This window comes from Bacillus cereus group sp. RP37 (genome assembly GCF_040459695.1).
Classification (GTDB): domain Bacteria; phylum Bacillota; class Bacilli; order Bacillales; family Bacillaceae_G; genus Bacillus_A.
On record NZ_JARVHP010000001.1, the window covers coordinates 3,150,724 to 3,169,557 of the forward strand.

Here is an 18,834-nt window from a genome sequence, read left to right on the forward strand (position 1 = left end):
TCCTACTACAAATGCTCGTCTACGATGAGTGGAATATCTTATTTTTGAAAACAGAAGGCGATGAATTTTCACATCAAGCAGTTCGTTTTGCCAAAGATGTATTCTCATCGCCTTAGTTGTTTTATCTATTGATCCTCTGATAATATTGTTTTTGCAATTCCAGTATCTAATTCTTCGAAGTCATGATATGAAATTGTTTCATATAACTCACTTCTCGTTTGCATACTTGAAAGTGCATCTTTTTGAGAACCTGTTTCCTTAATTAAAGTAAACACATTCTCATATGCTTTCGCTGCAACACGAAGTGAAGTTACAGGATAAATAACCATTTGGAAGCCCATATTTGCAAATTCCTCTGCACTATAATACGGCGTTTTCCCAAACTCAGTCATATTCGCAAGTAAAGGCGCATTTACTTTACTATTAAATAGACGGAACTCTTCTTCTGATTGAAGCGCTTCAGGGAATATCGCATCTGCACCTGCTTTTACATAGGCGTTTGCTCTTTCGATCGCTTCATCTAAGCCTTCTACACCGCGAGCATCTGTACGTGCCACAATATATAAGCTTGGTGCAACTTCTTTGATCGCTTTAATCTTTTGAACTAATTCTTCTGTAGTAACAAGTTTCTTACCATTCAAATGTCCACATTTCTTTGGTAATTGCTGATCTTCAATTTGAACAGCTGCTACTTTCGCTTCCATCATTTCTACTGCAGTTCTCGCTACGTTTAGTACACCGCCAAATCCCGTATCAATATCAACAAGAACTGGTAAATCTGTAGCTCTTACTAGATCCCTTGCTCTCTCTGCTACTTCAGTAGACGTCACGATGCCTAAATCAGGTAGACCTTTACTTGCAGTATAAGCAGCTCCTGATAAATAAAGAGCTGAAAACCCTGTATTTCTCGCAACTAAAGCTGCCATTGCATCATGAGCACCTGGAATTTGCAAAATTTCATTTGCTTCTACTAAAGCTCGGAAGCGATTCGCAAGCTCTTCTTGTGTTGACTGTTTATTCACAACCCAAGCCATTTTAAATTCCCCCTATTAGTTAATTAAGAATAGATCTACAAATTCGTTTACATTCATATTTTCTAGTTTTTCTTCATTTAAACAAACTTCATGAATTTGTTCTTGTTGCTTACTAGAATAATGACCTGCCATATTTGCAGTGAATTTTTGAACAACTTTTGGAATTGCTTCGTCTCTACGGAAACGGTGACCAAGTGGATATTCACATTCCACGTTTTCTGTTACAGTGCCATCTTTGAAATGAACTTGAACAGCGTTGGCGATTGAGCGCTTGTTCGGGTCAAGGTAATCTAAACTGTACTGTTTGTTTTCAACAACAACCATCTTATTACGTAATTCATCTACACGTGGATCATTTGCTACTGTATCCTCATAATCATCCGCAACGATATCTCCTTTTAATAAACCAATTGCCGTAATATATTGTAAGCAATGATCACGATCAGCTGGGTTATTTAATGGACCTTCTTTATCAATAATACGAATTGCTGATTCATGAGTTGTAATTGTAATACGATCAATTTCATCTAATCTTTCTTTAATTTCCGGATGTAATTTCACAGCACATTCTGCAGCTGTTTGCGCATGGAATTCTGCTGGATATGAAACTTTAAATAATACATTTTCCATTACATAAGACTCTAACGGTCTTGCTAACTTTAATTCTTGTTTATTGAATAATACATCTTGGAATCCCCAGCCTGGTGCAGATAATGCTGTTGGATAACCCATTTCACCTTTTAGAGCAGTCATTGCAAGATGAACACCGCGGCTTGTTGCATCACCTGCTGCCCATGATTTACGTGACCCAGTATTTGGAGCATGACGATATGTACGAAGACTAGAATTATCAATCCACGCATGTGATAATGCATTAAAGATTTCTTCACGTGTTCCGCCAAGCATTTTTGCAACTACAGCAGTTGTTGCTACTTTTACGTATAATACGTGATCAAGACCAACACGGTTCAAACTATTTTCTAAAGCAAGTACACCTTGAATTTCGTGTGCTTTAATCATCATTTCTAATACTTCACGTACTTTTAATGGTTCTTTTCCTTCTGAAATACGAACACGGCTAATATAATCTGCAACAGCTAAAATTCCGCCTAAGTTATCAGATGGATGTCCCCACTCTGCTGCAAGCCAAGTATCGTTATAGTCTAACCAACGGATCATACATCCGATATTAAATGCACCTTTCACTGGATCAAGTACATATGACGTACCTGGTACACGTGTACCATTTGGCACGATTGTTCCTGGTACAACTGGTCCTAGTAATTTCGTACACTCTGGATATTGAAGTGCTAAAATACCGCATCCAAGAGTATCAAGTAATACGTAACGAGCAGTACTGAATGCTTCTGCACTTGTTACCTCTTTATTTAATACATAATCCGTAATTTCTTCTAATAATGCATCTTTTTGTTTAATTTCATTTGTTTTAATCATGCTATTCTTCCCTTTCTGTCGAAAATTCGTTATTATTAATGATGGGTGTCGGTCAAACACCCATCTGGCGGGCGGCGCTAACAACTCCCCAGTTGTTCTTATTTACTAAGCACATGTCGCTCGCCAATATAATTTACACGTGGACGGAACAATCGATTGTTCGCATGTTGCTCAATTACGTGCGCACATAGTCCCACTGTTCTAGAGCTAAAGAAGATTGGTGTGTAAAGTTGAATTGGGATACCAAGCATCCAATATACTGGAGCTGCATAATAATCAAGGTTCGGATAAATTCCTTTTTCCTTCTCCATAATCTTTTCTCCAGCTTCACACATTTCATATAGTGTATAATCACCTTTTACATCACATAACTGCTTTAAAGCTTCCTTCATCATCAGTGCTCTTGGATCCATCTTCTTCATATACACTCGATGTCCAAACCCCATAATTTTTTCTTTGTTAAATAGTTTCTTCTGTAATAACTCTTCAAACTTCTCAACATTACCAGCTTCTAAAAGCATGTACATAACCGCTTCGTTTGCACCGCCGTGTAAGCTACCTTTTAAAGATGCAACTGCACCTGTTAAAGCACCATATAAGTCGGATTGCGTTGATGCAATAACGCGCGCTGTAAATGTAGAGTTTGGCATTTCATGCTCACTATATAATACAAGGGAACGATCAAAGATCTTCTCCTCAAGTTCAGTCGGTTTTTTACCTGTTAACATATAGAAGAAATTCGCACTATATGATAATTCCTTAAGAGGCTCGATTGGGTCTTCATTATTTAAAATATGATAGCTATTCGCTACAATATTTGGTACTTTACTCAATAATTTGTACCCGCGGCTTTTGTTTACTTCTAACGAGCGGTTTTCGATATCATTATCGTAACCAGCTAATGCAGACACACCTGTACGCAATCCATCCATCGGGTGCGTTTCTTTCGGTAATGCCTTTAATACGTTGAATACACCTTCTGGTACCGCGTATTCCTCTTTTAATTTCTTTTCAAGTGTTGCTTTTTCATCCTCATTCGGTAGATGTTCTTCCAATAAAAGGTGCACAATGTCTAAATACTCTTTTGTTTTTGAGAGTTCGATTAAATCATACCCTTGAATTACAATTTCACCTTTCACCGTGTCAAGAAACGAGATCTTCGTCTCCGCTGCCACTATACCATCTAATCCCGGGGAAAATTTTTCTTCAGCTTTCATCATTATTTCCTCCAATCCTAATAGATCTTCGTGCACATAACTGTAAGCCTTTACAATATTGTGAAACTACATTTCTATTTCAATGTATCAGAGTTTTTAGAAGATTTCAATTTATTTTATAATGATAAGTTTCCTATACTTTTACCGATGTAACAATACAATTTTTCAAAAATAACTTTCATATTTTATAAAGAAAGGACAGACTTCTTTTCGTTTTTATTAAAACAAAATATAAGGATACTCCAACAAATCCCGCAGAATATATCATTCTCCCTATTCTATTAAAAAAATAAAAAAAACGAGCTGTACACATGCACAACTCGTTTCTACATAATATTTATTTCACTATCTCATCAATATAATTCTTATATAAAACTTATTTATTTTCAAAAAAGTTATTATTTTACATAATTAAATTTCTTACGTTTCCTCGTGATAACCTACAACTAAATGATAGTTTTGAAAGTGCTAAAGATCATCAACATTCACAAAAAAATAGAATGTCTTCTTCCTCAACTGACACAATTTCCCCATCTGGTTTCCTAGAAACTATCACTAAAGAATATCCAGGCTGAATTGGACTATTATCATGCTATATTCGTAATTCTTCCTTAAACCATTGTAAATCGTCATGTTCAATTAAAATTTTCATCTTTGTTCCTCTTGTTTACCCAAATTCTTTTTTACCTAATCGCTGTTTTACAAAAATGACAAAAATAATGAAAGCGATTAGTCCTGAAATTGCACTACCTGCAAATAAAATACGGTAACCGAACATTTGCGAAACAACTCCAAGTAAAATCGCACCCAATCCAATCCCTAAATCAAATGCGGTAAAGAATGAAGCGTTAGCAACTCCTCTTTTACTCGGGTCAACAATTGTAAGCATCGCTGCTTGCAAAGCTGGTTGTGCTGAGCCAAATCCAATACCGTATAATATCGCCGCAATCATTACACCCGTCAAACCATTTGAAAGAGTTAATACAACGATAGCTAAAATAGTAATGCATAATGCTGGGAGTATGATGAATACTTCTCCAAATTTATCTAATAATTTCCCTGAAATTGGTCTTACAATTGTTAAAGCAACCGCATATACAAGAAAGAATGTCCCCGGATTCACATCAATTGACGATGCAAATAGCGGTAAAAACGTCGTAATCCCTCCATATGCAAATGATAAAAAGAAAACAACAATTGTAATGGATAATACGGATTTTTCAAACAGTTGCATTTTCCCTTTTTCTTTTTGTGGTGTGAATGACATTTTCGTCATGAACGATAATAGGACTGCCATAAAGGATAAAAGAGTTGCTAACAAGAATAGACCATGAAATGAATAATTTTGTACCACCGATAATCCAATCATCGGGCCGATTGCCATCGCAATTGTCATAGCCATCCCATACCATCCCATACCTTCGCCGCGGCGTGAATCTGGAATAATATCAGTAATCGCTGTTCCAACAGCTGTTGTAGAAACAGCCCATGTTACTCCGTGAATAACACGTAAAACAGCTAAAAGTATAATAGTAGATGCTAAATTATAAGCATACATCGTTAGCCCAAAAAAGATGAGTCCGAAAATAATAAAAGATCTTCTACCATATTGATCTAACATTCCTCCGATAATTGGTCGTATTACAACTGCTGCTATTGTAAACATCCCCATCATAAGTCCAACTTGTGATTCATTGCCACCTATCTCTTTAATAAAGAGCGGGAGTGTTGGAACAAGTAAATAAAATCCTGTAAATAAAAATAACATTGCGAAAGTCATTTGAATAAATGATTTCGTCCATAATCGTTCCATTAAAATTCCTCCATAAACACGTAAGTTATTGCAATTAACACTTCCATTTTACATTTTCCCGGTCACTTTTCCCTCCGTAAATAGACGTATCTTTTTATAATAAATGGTCTACAATCAATTTAAATTGGTCTTACAACTTTATACGTATACCTTAGCCTAAAGTCCTATCTATATGTACCTTTATCTGTGTGAAAAGAATATACTACTGTTATTATCACAACTTAGGAGTGATTATGTTATGTGGGTATCTTCAAGAGTAACTGCCGTAGTTCCTTCGACTCCTGGGATACACGTTCCCGCCACTCATACAGCTAGTTCCGATGTCGGTATTGAACTTCCCGCAACTTGGCAACAATATCAAATTCCCGGTCAAGTTACCCCCTCATTTTGGCATCATGGCGCACATCCAAGTAGTACTACCTTTTACAACCCCAGTTATACTCCATTGCCTCCGACTCAAGTCTTTTATCATTTTCCATCAATTTATTTTCAAAATTTCTATGGTACTTTTAACATTTAAATTTAAACGATAAAAAAGCACTTAAGATTGTAATGTTTACAAATCTTAAGTGCTTTTTTGTACTTTTTATAAAATTTTCTTATTGCCCATTATTAGCAGGGGCCTCTCCTGCATTCCCGCCAGTATCTGGTTGTGTCGTCGCTGGTGGAGTTGTATTACCTTGCCCCCCTCCATTATTTGCTGGAGGTGTCGTATTTCCTTGACCTCCTCCGTTATTTGCTGGAGGTGTCGTTCCTTGACCTCCTCCGTTATTTGCTGGAGGTGTCGTTCCTTGGCCTCCTCCATTATTTGCTGGAGGTGTCGTTCCTTGGCCTCCTCCGTTATTTGCTGGAGGTGTCGTTCCTTGGCCATTTCCGTTATTTTGTTCATTTTGTTTCTTTTGTTCTTCTTGTTTCTTTTGCTCTTCTAGTTTCTTTTGTTCTTCTTGCTTCTTAAGTTCATCTTGTTGCTTTTGTTCTTCTTGTTTTTTCAGTTCTTCTTGTTTCTTTAATTCTTCTTGCTTTTTCTCTTCTTCAGTTTTTTGCTGTTGATCTTGTTTTGGTTGTTCCGTTGTATCCGGTACGCTCGTATTTGGAGAAGAATCACGTTTTTCACCTTTTATACGTAACTCACTACCTTCTTGAATAACAGTACTTGGCATTTTAAAGCGTGATTTATCTGTAGCCATTTCACTCATCATTTCTTTAAAGATCAATTGTGCAATTTTCGTATTTTTACTACTAATATACTCGTCTTTACCATCTTTCATATACCCAGTCCATACTGCCATCGTATATTGTGGCGTATAACCTGCAAACCAACTATCACGAGTTGCACTTTCTGGAATATTAAATTTCGCTAATTGTTTTGAATCATAGTTTGTTGTACCCGTTTTACCAGCTACATCTAAAGAACTAATATTTGCCGCTGTACCAGTACCTGATGTCACCACTGAGCGAAGCATATCAGTAATCATATATGCTGTAGAGTCAGCTATAACTTGTTTTGGTTTTTGTCCAAAACTTTGTGACTTGCCGTCTGGATAAACTACTTTCTTAACAAAATGCGGTTTCGTATACTTTCCACTATTACCAAATGTCGCATAAGCACCCGCTATTTCAGTTGGTGATACTTCGTTTGTACCAATAGCTGTAGATTCTGCCGGCGCTTTATTAAATGTAATACCTAATTTCTCAGAGAATTCCTTCGATTTATTAAGTCCTACTTCTTTTGCAGTTTTAACTGCTGGAACGTTACGTGACATTTTTAACGCTTCACGCATAGTAATTGGACCTAAATGACTTCTGTCCGCATTTCGAAGTTCTTGTCCAGTTGAATATTTAAATGGAGAATCATCAATTTGATGATAAGTAGCCCATTTTAAGTATTCAATTGCAGGACCGTAATCAAAGATTGGCTTCATAGTTGAACCGGCTGCACGATCTAATTCAATCGCCATATTATGCCCTTTAAATACTGCTTTATTTTCACCACGACCACTGCCTATAGCACGAACCTCACCTGTTTTCGTATCCATAAATGTGAAAGCACCTTGGAATTTCTCATTTGGATAATCAATAATATTTGTATTTAAAATATTATCAGCCAACTTCTGTGCTTTTGGATCCAATGTTGTATGAATTTCTAAACCGTCAGATCCAATATTTACATCTGGTATTTCCTTTTCTACTTCTTTCACTACTGCATCCATAAATGCAGGATATGGCATCGCTTGTAGCTCAGCTGCACTCTTAATATTTTTATCCACTGGTACTTTCGATGCTTCTTCCATTTCTGCCTTTGTAATATAACCATGTCGGTTCATTAATTTTAGTACAACATCTCTTCTTTCTGTTGCCCTTTGAACATTTTCTGGTTTCGATGGATCATAGTTATTTGGTGCTTTCGGTAAACCTGCAAGCATCGCAACTTCTGGTAATGTTAAATCTTTCAATTCTTTACCATAGTAGTTTTGTGCTGCTGTTGCAATTCCATATGAACGATTTCCTAAATTAATTTTATTTAAATACATTTCTAAAATTTCATGTTTTGAATATTGTTGTTCTAGCTTATAAGCTAAATATATTTCCTGAACCTTACGTTTTGATGTTTTTTCCATCGATAAGAAGTAGTTTTTAATAACCTGCTGTGTTATCGTACTTCCACCTTGTGAACCGTAATCTCCTTTAAGACTTACCAAAACAGCACGGGCAGTACCTTTAAAGTCTACTCCGCTATGTTCGTAAAAACGTGCATCTTCTGTTGCTAAAAATGCATTTTCTACTAATTTAGGAATTTGATCATACGTAACATTCGTCCGTTTTTCTTTCCCGTATTCATATACCAAATCGCCATTTTTATCATAAATTTTTGAGGATAACGGATTAACAAGTTTTGCTTTCTCAAGTTTTGGTGCATCCTTAATCATTACGAAAAAGGTAGCAACCCCCCCCACTAAACCAATAATACCAAGTAATAAACAAGTAATTAAAAACTTGCGAAAGAATGATGTTTTACCTTTTGGTTTTTGTGTTTTAGAAGCTGGCTGTTTTTTCTTTTTAACTTGTCGTCGCTCCTCTCGAGAACGATAATTTTCTGACATGTTACTTTCTCCTGCCTTTCAATTCTCCCGTTGATTTACTTCAAAATATTGAGGTCACTTTCTAAAATAAATTTAATTCAGAAAGTATATTGACCTGGAGCATTCAATATTTTCCCAATTCACAGATTATAAATTTTAGAATACTTCTTATACAAAGTATTTTCACTTTTATTTTCCCTAATAATGCTGCCCCTTTAAGCATAGAATGTAAAAAGTGAATTTTTAATACCTCGTATAAATAATATACCTTTTTTTCAAATGGTCAATATTTTCTTATTTATAAATCAAAGGTGAAATAAAAATAGCACAACGATATGTACTTCGTGTGAACTTCCTTATAATTACGTATAACGAACATTTAATATATTGCATATAAGTATAATACCTCTTTAATTATAAGGATTTCAACACCACAACCTCAACATCTACAAGAAATTATTAAAAATGAAAAGTGAGGAGTTGCGCAATGATGGAACTATCTCCCGTGATTTCAAAAAATATAGTTGCTGTTGGCTATAATCCTTTTTCTATGATTTTACGCATCCAATTAAAGAATGGAATGTATGATTTCTTTGACGTGCCTGAAAACATTTACACCGGTCTATTAAACGCATACTCTAAAACTAATTATCACAATACTTATATTAAAAATTCTTTCCGCTACACTAAAATTTAAACTTCAACAGCATAAAAAAGAAAGGAGGTAGTCCCCCCTTTCTTTTTAAAATAAATTCACGACTCAGCTATCTTCTATTCCTCTTATTAATTTCATCATATGCTTGAATTTGTTTTTTTAAACGCCGATCTGCTTTTTTATCATGTACAACTAATATCGCATGTATAACCCCTGGAACCCAAAATATTAATGTTAATATGAAATTAATTATTGCTTGAACTGGTTTTCCACAAAATAATACGGCTACAGGTGGTAGAAGAATTGCCAATACATACATCATCTCTTGAAAACTCCTTTTTTGTATTTTTTATCTCTCTTCTTTTCATACACTAACAAAACCAATTATTTTTTGTCTTTCATAAATTTCAATTAAGCATGAAAAACTTTTCTACTCTTATATATATTCTATTCATATACCCAAAAACCTACTACTTCAATCTTACCACTTATGTAAAATTGAAATTTCCCTACCTTTATTAAACGAGCATTTTCATATTTTTATTTTTTCTAATCTTTCTTCTTTCTCTATTATAGTTAATCCAATCGCAGAAATAATAGTTCCTATTGCTTGTATCCAAATACCAATGAGAGCTATTATCCTCTCGTTCTTTTTATTAATCATATGATCTTCATTTTCTATTCCATTCTTCGATACATTAACAATACCTTGATACGCTTGAAGTCCAGCGCCTAAACTTTGCAGAGAATTGCCTAGTATTATAATTCTCTGTATTGCTTTCATCTCCAGCAAAGCTGCTTCTACTCCTAAAAAAGCTCCAATTGATTGTAAACTGTTTCCGACAATTATGAGAAAATCATTCTCTTTCAATTGTTCATTTATATTAAAATATGTTCCTATTACATTTGATATATTCCCTAATGCTAATAACTCAATGCCCATTTTATCAAGCATTTCACTTTTATTCTCCAAACAAATATTTTGATTTTCTTTTTCACCTTCATCTTCGGTATTATTACTCGCTATAATTTGTAATATATACCCGAGGGCTTGTAATGAGCTTCCTACAATTACAAGATCCGATTCAACTTTCTCTTCTCCGATAAACCCTCTTGTCGTCCCAATAGCCGCTGTAAGATTTCCTCCTACTTGAAACCATGCTCCTGTCACCTTTAAACCGCTTGGATTCATTCTGATCACCTATTTAGAAATTTTCTAGTGCTTTCAAAATACACAAATGGTATCCTTTATCCCATATTTATTTTCTATATGTAATTTTGTGCATTCTATAATGTATTAATCATATAAAAAAGCACCTTTAAGGTACTTTTTTATATATGGTGTGTGCACTAAAAATTTGCTAATTAAAAGATACTTATACAATTCAATATATATTTACATACAATCTGGACATGTCAATGAAGCTCCATTTTTATCTATTGTTATATTCAATATATATTGAATCGCATGATGTGACCAAATTTCAGGTGTGGGTGATTCTTTTACATACTGTGGTGCACATGAATACAGCATTGGGGTGCTAATACTTCCGCCCGGATCTAAAGCCACAACAGCCATACCATAGGGCAATTCAAGTGCCATAGATTTCGTGATACCTTCAATTGCAAACTTTGAGGCACAATATGGCGCAAGCTCAGCTTCCCCCTCTCTCCCCCAACTAGAACTCATATTAATAATAATTCCTTCTTTCCTAGCTACCATCGCTGGGACAAACGCTCTTATTACATTTACTACACCGTTTACGTTTACATTCATTATATTTTCGAATTCTCGAGCGGTTATTTTCCACAATTGTGCATTTTTATTAACAATCGATGCATTATTTATTAACAAATCAGGTGCTCTATGTCTGTTGAGTATATAATTTGCCCAACTACTTACTTGTTGAGAATTTGAAACATCAATTATTTGAAAATCATGTGTATTACCGTAATATTTTTTCAGTTCTTCAATTTTATCTTTTGAACGTCCACAGCCATATATATTCCATCCCAATTCATGAAATCGATCAACCATTGCACGGCCTAATCCTTGTGTCACTCCTGTAATAATTACAATCTTTCTAATGTCGTTTCGCGTCACGTACCTCTCCTCCTTTACAACATTGTACACTCTTCCTTTTCATTCAGCCATTTACTAAAGTATCAACTCATTTCATACTTTAGTAATAGTTTTTATATAAACAAAAAGAGTAACCATAACAGTTACTCTTTCTTATATATCAAAAAAATCATGATTTATTTCGTTATTGCTTTTAAATTTTAGCTTCTCTTTTCTGCATTTTAATAAAACTATATTTATGTTTACAGTGGGATTCATTCGAAAAAATTTCATACCATTTTTTCAACATAGAACAGTTCACCTCTATGTAAGAATCTTCATCTAGTCTTATTACATACTTTTATATAAATTCTCAATCTCATGTTGCAACTTTTGGAATTGTTCAAAATGCATAGTGATAGATTGACTGTTACCATAATCAACACTATGCTTCACAAATAAAACACCAGTATCATGAAAAATTGCTTCCAGTTCTTTTCTGATGGATACTTTCATTATATGTGCTGTTTTAATAGCCGATATAATTGCAATTTCATTAAACTTTAATTTTATTTCATTTGGACAAAATGCTTCTTCAATCAATATAACTTCATTGCTATAAATAAGTGCAACAAGATTACTTGATTTTGCATCTGTTAAATCTACTTTTTTTATAACATTATTCATTACATTTTGCCTCCTCTGATTTCGTATATATTAATTATACAATTGTTATTTTTAATTACTCAGCCTTACATAAATTTTAACATACTTTTATTGTGGGATTAAGCTACACTTCAAACGTTTTACTATTCCACAATTTTTGTTACATGAACCCTTTGGACTATAAGGCCATATAGTAGTGTTAACAAATGATTGTAAAGCGGGTGAAAACTATGCCCTCAATTGTAGGGAATTTAGTTGTACAAAATAGTAACGGTTCATTTAACTTAGGTGATTTCTACAACGTTTCTCCGAAAGAAAATACGAAGGCTTATAATGGATCCGGTGCTTCAAACGTTGGTTTTGTTGTTAACACTTTTAATGGCGTGAGCGCGACTAATACGTTTGATTCTGACCTTGCAGATCAAAACCAAGTGGGTACAGCCTAGTCTTATTTTTTCATCGTTCTGTTTAAGAATTTTAAATTTGTCCATACTATAATCAGGCTGTTACACAGCTATAGTACCCTATCTTTTTCTCCCTTTCCCTGGGGCTTAGCAGCTAGTATGAAGCTAGCTGCTTTTTCGTTTCATTTTTCTATTCCTCATCTAACATAACATAAAGGAAGCTAAAATTTAAATTTCAGCTTCCTTTATGTTATTTCAATAATATCCGAAGTATTAAATACGTAAGTTTTATAAAATGCGTCAGTACATATTACACTGTGCTTTAGCGGGTTTATATGCACAACTGTCATATAACTTGTAAGGATGTAGCCATCTTCAAAATATGTCACCAATATTTCTTTCTCAGACAATAATGACGTTAATAATTTATCAGAAATTCCCTCTTTTGCTTCGTTTGTTAAGAGCGGTTTTTGTACTTTAAATTTCTCTCCAATAACCTTTTGTATACTTAACAACTGTTCCGACATTACTGTAAATGGAACCCATTCTCTTTTTTCTTTTTGCACCTTTACATCATTCATTTCTGTATCTCCTTGATCATTTATCCACTCTATTTCACACACATTGTTCCTCAATTATTCATTATTAATTGCTAGGCTCATATTTTATCCCGCATTAACAGGTAGTGAAGCCCTTACCTCAAAATTCGCTATATGCGAGGACGGTAAGACGAAAATCAATTGCCCGTAAACGCTTAATTGGTGAAAACTAATAATTAGCGGAGGATGAACACCCTGCTAATTAAAGTTTCATTTTATTTCTAACTCTTATACTATCTATACCCACAGGAACATTCGTTCTAATTATACACGAACCTACGTTCTTTTGAAATGATTTATCCATCATTTATTTTTTCTTCATCGAATAAGCTTTTCACTTCTTATTTAATAGGACGTTCACCTATCAACTAAAAAAGCGACTTCATACAAAGTAAAGTCGCTTTTTCTAATATCGTATATTTCTATATTTATTTTTCTATCCTGACAAGTGTTCTTTCCGGAATACAAATTTCATCTATATTAATATGATTTATTTTTAATTTTAATTCTCCCACTCGTTCTTTATGTTCATCACCAACCCAACAACTGAATAATTCAAAATAATCCCCATCATTTAAATATCCTTCCATAATCGAGCATAAAGCTAATAGCTTTTTTTTAGCTTCTTTCTTCTCCCTTTCATTTTGCCACTCAACAAGTTCAATGCCCCAACTCGTTGAAACTTCATACGTGTAATTTGTTTGAAATTGAAACTCTTGTACAATTTCAAGCATACTTTCATCTGAAAAGCACGGTCCAAAAACAATTACATCATTAGAATCTGGATCCGTTAACGGAATTTCTACATTGCATCCTATATAACTTGCTAAACTCATTTTTACTCCTCCATATTCGTATAAAAAATACTTTATATAAACATTTATCTACTTAAATATAAAATTTCTGCCTAAACTAAAAGGTTTTAAATTTTTGATTTTATTAACCCATCTATAAATGAAAGCATACATTATGAAGAACGAACTCACAAAATTTCTATGAAAAGAGAGCAATTTAAACACTCTCTTTTCGTACATACTATATAAAACTGTTTAAAAATACATAATTGCCTCTTATTATTACATATATTTTGGTTGTACTATTATATGTAATTCCCTCTCTGTCACTGTTTTTTTGGGGTTACGAAAATACTCTAATTCATATTTTAATACTTCATACTCAACCATCCCGATCTTAATCCCTTTCGTTTCTTTTAAAATAACTAATAGGTTACTTATATCTTCATCATACGATTCAAAAATCTTCCCTCCACCTTCTCTTTGAAAAATTACTTTCACATTTTCTCCCCCTATATGAATTATTTATCAATTCAATAATTCATTTAAAAGTATTCATTCTTTCCCATGAAAATTCCATACTAAAAAGAACATCCATCTTAATAGAATGCTCTGCTTTTCACTTCCTATAGCGTCAATATATTCTCAATACTATTGTATGTATCACCGATGATTTTATGAGTATTTTAGATTAGTTTGTTCCAATTTGTTTATGGCTATTTCAGAATGAAATACCAGCCCTTTTCATTTGTATGAACAATGTTCTTGTTGCACATTCTTTCATGTACTTTCTATACTCTTTTATTTTCTCCATGACGCTCAGTATCATGCCATGGCTCCGATGTTTCTTTGATTTTTTATATTCGCTACGCCCTAATCCTTCTTCTTTTAAATCAATTACATACAATTGAGCATAATCCGGATTTACTAACGATAATGAAGCAAATATATTTTTAAAGAAGACCCTATTTCCTCCCTATTCAAATAGTGTTTTCACTTCCATTGCTCTTGCAATGTGATACATAATTTTTTCGACATTTTTCTACACAAATAGACATTTTTAGTGTATTCTATAGTAGAAGAATAATTAAAAGACTTATTCTTTGCTATTGAGAGAAGAGCCTGAGAGCCATATCAGGCTCTTCTTTGCTTATACACCATGTATCATTCTTCAAACTATGTTTATCCACTTCAATCAAATTAATCAATTAAAACATTATAATATCAACATTCTATGAAGTACTTATTATCCGCCTTAAAAAAACCATAATTTCCCATTGTAATTCTTAATATTTAAATGTAATATTGTATTGTCTTACTATCTATTTATAACTCACACACTAATTAGAAAAGGGAACCTATATAGGTTCCCTTTTCTAATTATAATTACAGTCATTATTTCTTTTCTAGAAATTCAAATGTATCTTTAAATTCTTTATCGTTAACCTTAATATTAGCATCTTTCAATAAATCATTGACTATTTGTTGTTTCCATTTACCTGTCGTATCTTGTAGTCTTTGCTGTTCTAAATCTTTACGAATTTTATCTTTCACTTCATCAAATGGCTTCAATTCTTTTTTATCCGTCACTTTAATAATATGGTAACCATAAGTTGTTTTTACCGGATCGCTTACTTGTCCTGCATCTAATTTATACACAGCTTCCTCAAATTCTTTCGCCGTTTGCCCTGGAGCAAAACCAGTTATTTCTCCGCCTTGTTCCTTTGAACCAGTATCCTCTGAGTATTGCTTCACTAAAGCCGCAAAATCTTCACCATTATTTACTTTCTCTTTCACTTCTTTAGCAGTCTTTTCATCTTTCACTAAAATGTGACTTACCTTCATTTCTGGTTTATAGTTATCTTTTACATCTTTTTCTGTGACAGTCGCTTTAATCGCTTTCTCAAATGCAATTTCTGGCTTCATTTTTTCTTTTAATTCATCTTCATTTTTTAACCCAACTCGCTCTAAAGTCGATTTGAAGTTGTCACCCATTTTATCTTTTGCTTCTTCTACTTGTTTTTTTGCTTCTTCATCTGAAACTTTATATTTATCTAGCAACGCCTTACTTAACACCATTTGATATAAAGTACTTTCCCCATATTTTTGTCTTAATTCTTTACTTAACTCTTTCTCTGTAACATTTCCTACTTTTGATGTTACTACGTTGTCTGAGGAACCACATGCAGATAATGCCAGTACTACGCATGAAATAATTGTTCCTAAAAATAGTTTTTTCTTTTTCAATTCAAAATACCTCACTTTTATTATTATACAAGAATAACTATACGATACACTTGTGTAAACAATGTGTTTTCCACATGTAATTCATTTCATTTGAAAAAACTATGTATCATGCTCTTTTTGTTCAAATATTAAAGGTCATCTTACTATGTATCAGTAATATGACCCTTTGCGTATTCCTAAAAACATTTTAGCTACTTATACATACTTAATCGTTACATGTTCTTCCAGTATCCAATTATTTTTTCCGATATCTACCGCATTCTTGGCTCTTCCCCACACACGAAAAGATTTTGATCCATCAATATTACCTTTATAATTTATACATTCAGGCTCTGCATAGTAATTTACTTCGTACCCAACAGGATATTTTGAGGATGCATAAAACCATTTCACATCAAAATATTTTTCATATACCCACTGCTTATCGTTCCCCAAGCAAATCATATCTTTATTGGCACCTCCCCAATAACCATGTAAGACTAAATATGGCGTTTTTTGAGTGATTGTACCTGTAAACTGCGGATTCGCAGGATTTTCATATAAGTTTATGCCATATCCATCTGGATATTTTGAAATCGCAATACCAATACCATTTGATTGCTGTGTATTCTCTTTGTTAGATTGAATAGATTGATTTACTTGATCTGAATCTATAAACCAAGAAAGCGACTTATTTCCTATTAATTGATTCAAATCACATTTCCCAATACCAGGAACATTTCCCGAATCAGTATATTGCCAAATATCGCACGGATATGCTGGCTTATTCCCTCCATAACGAGGTATCCATACAAAATCAGCTTCAATATTACGTGCTCCAAATGATACATACGTGTGATGCCCCACATATAGCCCTACTTTTTTTGCACCTAAACGGCGTAATTCATCTATAAAAGCTTGTGTCCCCCCTTGCATATCCATCATCGTTTGAACTTCTACGTCCACCACCCAAAATTTAGCAGATTTATCGCCACGACTCCAAAAATCTTGTGCCTCTTTCCTGGCATCAGCAATAGATATAAAACGGCAAAATGCATAATTACCAAATGGAATACTGCGTTTCTTCATTTCATTCACATAATTTTGATACATAAAATCTACCGTATTCGAGCCATCTTGAACTCTAGCAATAACTAAATCTAGCCAAGATGCTGCAATATCCCAATTAATAGTTCCATTCCATTTTGAAATATCTATAATATACCCCATTACAATTCCACTCCTTTTTATTATCATATTCAAAGATTGTTTTATTGAAAGCCCCTTATGCCTAATACTAGCTATCTATAATATAAATAAAGAAAATCTATATTGTTTTTCAAAATATACAGTCTTTTAATTAAGTTTCTACTAATTTTCCACATTCTGATCACACTATAAAACTCCATATCATTATCAACTCAACTAAATTTTCATATTATATTAATACGCCTTTATAATCTAAACGAAAAATCGCAGTATACAATACTGCATCTTAGGAGCTGATTTCATGAAAAAAAAACCTATCTTGTTCAAAGTTCCACCAAATTCAAAACTAAAAGTTACATTTTTCGGTCCTTGTAACGAGGTAATTACAAATGTGTCTATAATTAATCAACTTTCCACACCTAAATGTCAAACTATTACGCAATATCCAAACTATAAGAAATACGAAACTGAAGTGCGATCATTATCCAATTGTTAATCCGTTCCTATTCACAATCCTTACAATTTGGTTAGCTAAACGACTTCAATAATAGATTAAAATTACTCATTTCATGATATTCCATTGATAATCTATTGATTTTTTACACGTTTTTATGAACCGAGCATATATTAATGTATGGAGATTATCCACTCATAAAACCTATCTTTCTTTAGAGCGTACTTTTTATGTATGCTCTTTTTTTATTTATCCCTCATTCTATACATGTAAACCTGTTCACTTTTATATTTCATGAGTGGTAAACCCACCCACTGTTTATAAACAATCTAATCAATGTGTACTCAACAATACTTATTTATTTATTTATTTATTATACGTTCACTATAATCCTTGCATTTTCTTTCGATTTTTGAGAAATTGAAATGAGTTAATTTATTTTATTTTAATATCTTGATAAAAAGGTGAAATGTATGACTGTTGTACATATTAGGTGGTCTAAACTTTATAATTTATCTGAAATCAATCATTATGAAGAAGCTTTTTCAAAGGGGATATATGCAATTTATAGAGTGTATCGTGGAAAAGAAAAATTACTATACATTGGAAAAACAAAAAGAAGTTTTTCGAAGCGATTAAATGAACATTACAAAGATTGGATTCATGGAGCAAGAGGAATCCATGTAAGGTTAGGGATTTTAGAATTTCCTAATGGCGGTAAATATTCTGAACAAAAATTATCAGATGTAGAAGCACTTTTAATTTCTTGGCATACTCCACTAGAAAACACCCAATGTACGAATTACTATATAGGAAGAGAAAATTTAGAAGTTATCAGCTTTGGACAAAGGGGATTAATTGATAAAAAAATAACTACTCAGAACTATGAATGGGTATGAACTCAGATTATAAATTAGTTTAAAAGAGTTTGACGCTCCTACCCCTAAAGTCCGCTGTGGTTTTTGACGTATAACAAGGCAACATAAAGATCTATTCTTCGCCATTGAGAAAAGCGCTTGATCGCCATGTCATGCTCTTTTTCATTTAAACTGACCTCTGTTACATTTGTATATTGATTCAATCATCATCTAGCTACTAAATTGACCAACAATATATTAAAATTCTTTATATACTTAAGGAGGTCCATTTACCCATATATTTTAGAA

General features: G+C 33.3%; 19 protein-coding genes and 1 pseudogene. 5 read left to right on the forward strand and 15 right to left on the reverse strand.

What is annotated here, in order from left to right; translation table 11 throughout:
- Positions 1-125: 125 nt before the first annotated feature.
- The 5 genes and pseudogenes from prpB to QCI44_RS16730 form a co-directional block, all read right to left on the reverse strand.
- Positions 126-1,034 carry a methylisocitrate lyase gene (gene prpB / locus QCI44_RS16710; protein ID WP_088084224.1) on the reverse strand — a complete coding sequence of 303 codons (909 nt, stop codon included), beginning with the start codon at positions 1,032-1,034 and terminating at the stop codon, positions 126-128.
- A 15-nt stretch (positions 1,035-1,049) separates the two neighbouring features.
- Positions 1,050-2,489 carry a 2-methylcitrate dehydratase gene (gene prpD, locus QCI44_RS16715; RefSeq protein ID WP_016087978.1) on the reverse strand — a complete coding sequence of 480 codons (1,440 nt, stop codon included), beginning with the start codon at positions 2,487-2,489 and terminating at the stop codon, positions 1,050-1,052.
- Positions 2,490-2,587: 98 nt separating this feature from the next.
- Positions 2,588-3,709 (reverse strand): citrate synthase, encoded by a 1,122-nt coding sequence (gene mmgD / locus QCI44_RS16720; RefSeq protein ID WP_016134423.1) that lies wholly within the window; start codon positions 3,707-3,709, stop codon positions 2,588-2,590.
- Positions 3,710-4,174: 465 nt separating this feature from the next.
- Positions 4,175-4,358: pseudogene (locus QCI44_RS16725) on the reverse strand (HesB/YadR/YfhF family protein).
- Between the two features lie 15 nt (positions 4,359-4,373).
- Positions 4,374-5,519: an MFS transporter gene (locus QCI44_RS16730; RefSeq protein ID WP_016087980.1), complete on the reverse strand. Its 1,146-nt coding sequence runs from the start codon at positions 5,517-5,519 to the stop codon at positions 4,374-4,376.
- A gap of 238 nt (positions 5,520-5,757) precedes the next feature.
- On the opposite strand from QCI44_RS16730, the gene QCI44_RS16735 reads away from it, so the two are divergent.
- Positions 5,758-6,039: a hypothetical protein gene (locus tag QCI44_RS16735; protein ID WP_016087981.1), complete on the forward strand. Its 282-nt coding sequence runs from the start codon at positions 5,758-5,760 to the stop codon at positions 6,037-6,039.
- Positions 6,040-6,118: 79 nt separating this feature from the next.
- On the opposite strand, the gene QCI44_RS16740 is transcribed toward QCI44_RS16735, so the two are convergent.
- Entirely contained in the window at positions 6,119-8,620 is a 2,502-nt protein-coding gene (locus tag QCI44_RS16740; protein WP_016136678.1) for a transglycosylase domain-containing protein, read from the reverse strand.
- 466 nt (positions 8,621-9,086) lie between these two features.
- Between QCI44_RS16740 and QCI44_RS16745 the strand changes: the two genes are divergently transcribed.
- The gene (locus QCI44_RS16745) at positions 9,087-9,296 is read left to right on the forward strand and encodes a KTSC domain-containing protein (RefSeq protein ID WP_016134420.1); all 210 of its coding nucleotides are present in this window, start codon (positions 9,087-9,089) and stop codon (positions 9,294-9,296) included.
- Positions 9,297-9,363: 67 nt separating this feature from the next.
- Here QCI44_RS16745 and QCI44_RS16750 read toward each other — a convergent pair whose 3' ends face one another.
- The 4 genes from QCI44_RS16750 to QCI44_RS16765 form a co-directional block, all read right to left on the reverse strand.
- Positions 9,364-9,576, reverse strand: coding sequence for a YqaE/Pmp3 family membrane protein (locus QCI44_RS16750; RefSeq protein WP_016087984.1), 213 nt, complete (start codon positions 9,574-9,576; stop codon positions 9,364-9,366).
- Positions 9,577-9,786: 210 nt separating this feature from the next.
- Positions 9,787-10,446, reverse strand: a complete 660-nt coding sequence (locus tag QCI44_RS16755) for a DUF6944 family repetitive protein (protein ID WP_016134419.1) — start codon at positions 10,444-10,446, stop codon at positions 9,787-9,789.
- 204 nt (positions 10,447-10,650) lie between these two features.
- Complete coding sequence (locus QCI44_RS16760) at positions 10,651-11,358, reverse strand: SDR family oxidoreductase (RefSeq protein WP_088084226.1); 708 nt, start codon at positions 11,356-11,358, stop codon at positions 10,651-10,653.
- A 309-nt stretch (positions 11,359-11,667) separates the two neighbouring features.
- On the reverse strand, positions 11,668-12,003 hold the full coding sequence (locus QCI44_RS16765) for a hypothetical protein (RefSeq protein ID WP_016087987.1): 336 nt from the start codon (positions 12,001-12,003) through the stop codon (positions 11,668-11,670).
- Between the two features lie 209 nt (positions 12,004-12,212).
- Between QCI44_RS16765 and gerPF the strand changes: the two genes are divergently transcribed.
- Positions 12,213-12,428 carry a spore germination protein GerPF gene (gene gerPF / locus QCI44_RS16770; RefSeq protein ID WP_033659688.1) on the forward strand — a complete coding sequence of 72 codons (216 nt, stop codon included), beginning with the start codon at positions 12,213-12,215 and terminating at the stop codon, positions 12,426-12,428.
- A 203-nt stretch (positions 12,429-12,631) separates the two neighbouring features.
- On the opposite strand, the gene QCI44_RS16775 is transcribed toward gerPF, so the two are convergent.
- From QCI44_RS16775 to QCI44_RS16795, 5 genes are all read right to left on the reverse strand, one after another.
- Positions 12,632-12,967, reverse strand: coding sequence for a YolD-like family protein (locus QCI44_RS16775; protein WP_033659687.1), 336 nt, complete (start codon positions 12,965-12,967; stop codon positions 12,632-12,634).
- Between the two features lie 446 nt (positions 12,968-13,413).
- Positions 13,414-13,821: a KH domain-containing protein gene (locus QCI44_RS16780; protein WP_016134416.1), complete on the reverse strand. Its 408-nt coding sequence runs from the start codon at positions 13,819-13,821 to the stop codon at positions 13,414-13,416.
- A 240-nt stretch (positions 13,822-14,061) separates the two neighbouring features.
- Positions 14,062-14,280 carry a hypothetical protein gene (locus QCI44_RS16785; protein ID WP_016087991.1) on the reverse strand — a complete coding sequence of 73 codons (219 nt, stop codon included), beginning with the start codon at positions 14,278-14,280 and terminating at the stop codon, positions 14,062-14,064.
- 894 nt (positions 14,281-15,174) lie between these two features.
- Complete coding sequence (locus tag QCI44_RS16790; RefSeq protein ID WP_016087992.1) at positions 15,175-16,026, reverse strand: peptidylprolyl isomerase PrsA; 852 nt, start codon at positions 16,024-16,026, stop codon at positions 15,175-15,177.
- Positions 16,027-16,221: 195 nt separating this feature from the next.
- Positions 16,222-17,235 carry a glycoside hydrolase family 25 protein gene (locus QCI44_RS16795; RefSeq protein ID WP_016134415.1) on the reverse strand — a complete coding sequence of 338 codons (1,014 nt, stop codon included), beginning with the start codon at positions 17,233-17,235 and terminating at the stop codon, positions 16,222-16,224.
- Positions 17,236-17,515: 280 nt separating this feature from the next.
- Here QCI44_RS16795 and QCI44_RS16800 point away from each other — a divergent pair, with 280 nt between their 5' ends.
- Positions 17,516-17,710, forward strand: coding sequence for a hypothetical protein (locus QCI44_RS16800; protein WP_016087994.1), 195 nt, complete (start codon positions 17,516-17,518; stop codon positions 17,708-17,710).
- A 431-nt stretch (positions 17,711-18,141) separates the two neighbouring features.
- Complete coding sequence (locus tag QCI44_RS16805) at positions 18,142-18,567, forward strand: GIY-YIG nuclease family protein (RefSeq protein WP_016134413.1); 426 nt, start codon at positions 18,142-18,144, stop codon at positions 18,565-18,567.
- Positions 18,568-18,834 lie beyond the last annotated feature (267 nt).

What these genes read in the sequence shown, in the direction of transcription:
- QCI44_RS16730 (WP_016087980.1), bottom strand. Translation starts at nt 5,519, where the DNA reads ATGGAACGATTATGGACGAAATCATTTATTCAAATGACTTTCGCAATG.
- QCI44_RS16775 (WP_033659687.1), bottom strand. Translation starts at nt 12,967, where the DNA reads ATGAATGATGTAAAGGTGCAAAAAGAAAAAAGAGAATGGGTTCCATTT.
- QCI44_RS16800 (WP_016087994.1), top strand. Translation starts at nt 17,516, where the DNA reads ATGAAAAAAAAACCTATCTTGTTCAAAGTTCCACCAAATTCAAAACTA.
- QCI44_RS16735 (WP_016087981.1), top strand. Translation starts at nt 5,758, where the DNA reads ATGTGGGTATCTTCAAGAGTAACTGCCGTAGTTCCTTCGACTCCTGGG.
- QCI44_RS16745 (WP_016134420.1), top strand. Translation starts at nt 9,087, where the DNA reads ATGATGGAACTATCTCCCGTGATTTCAAAAAATATAGTTGCTGTTGGC.
- QCI44_RS16765 (WP_016087987.1), bottom strand. Translation starts at nt 12,003, where the DNA reads ATGAATAATGTTATAAAAAAAGTAGATTTAACAGATGCAAAATCAAGT.
- QCI44_RS16780 (WP_016134416.1), bottom strand. Translation starts at nt 13,821, where the DNA reads ATGAGTTTAGCAAGTTATATAGGATGCAATGTAGAAATTCCGTTAACG.
- prpD (WP_016087978.1), bottom strand. Translation starts at nt 2,489, where the DNA reads ATGATTAAAACAAATGAAATTAAACAAAAAGATGCATTATTAGAAGAA.
- QCI44_RS16755 (WP_016134419.1), bottom strand. Translation starts at nt 10,446, where the DNA reads ATGAATCCAAGCGGTTTAAAGGTGACAGGAGCATGGTTTCAAGTAGGA.
- prpB (WP_088084224.1), bottom strand. Translation starts at nt 1,034, where the DNA reads ATGGCTTGGGTTGTGAATAAACAGTCAACACAAGAAGAGCTTGCGAAT.
- gerPF (WP_033659688.1), top strand. Translation starts at nt 12,213, where the DNA reads ATGCCCTCAATTGTAGGGAATTTAGTTGTACAAAATAGTAACGGTTCA.
- QCI44_RS16750 (WP_016087984.1), bottom strand. Translation starts at nt 9,576, where the DNA reads ATGATGTATGTATTGGCAATTCTTCTACCACCTGTAGCCGTATTATTT.
- mmgD (WP_016134423.1), bottom strand. Translation starts at nt 3,709, where the DNA reads ATGATGAAAGCTGAAGAAAAATTTTCCCCGGGATTAGATGGTATAGTG.
- QCI44_RS16740 (WP_016136678.1), bottom strand. Translation starts at nt 8,620, where the DNA reads ATGTCAGAAAATTATCGTTCTCGAGAGGAGCGACGACAAGTTAAAAAG.
- QCI44_RS16795 (WP_016134415.1), bottom strand. Translation starts at nt 17,235, where the DNA reads ATGGGGTATATTATAGATATTTCAAAATGGAATGGAACTATTAATTGG.
- QCI44_RS16805 (WP_016134413.1), top strand. Translation starts at nt 18,142, where the DNA reads ATGACTGTTGTACATATTAGGTGGTCTAAACTTTATAATTTATCTGAA.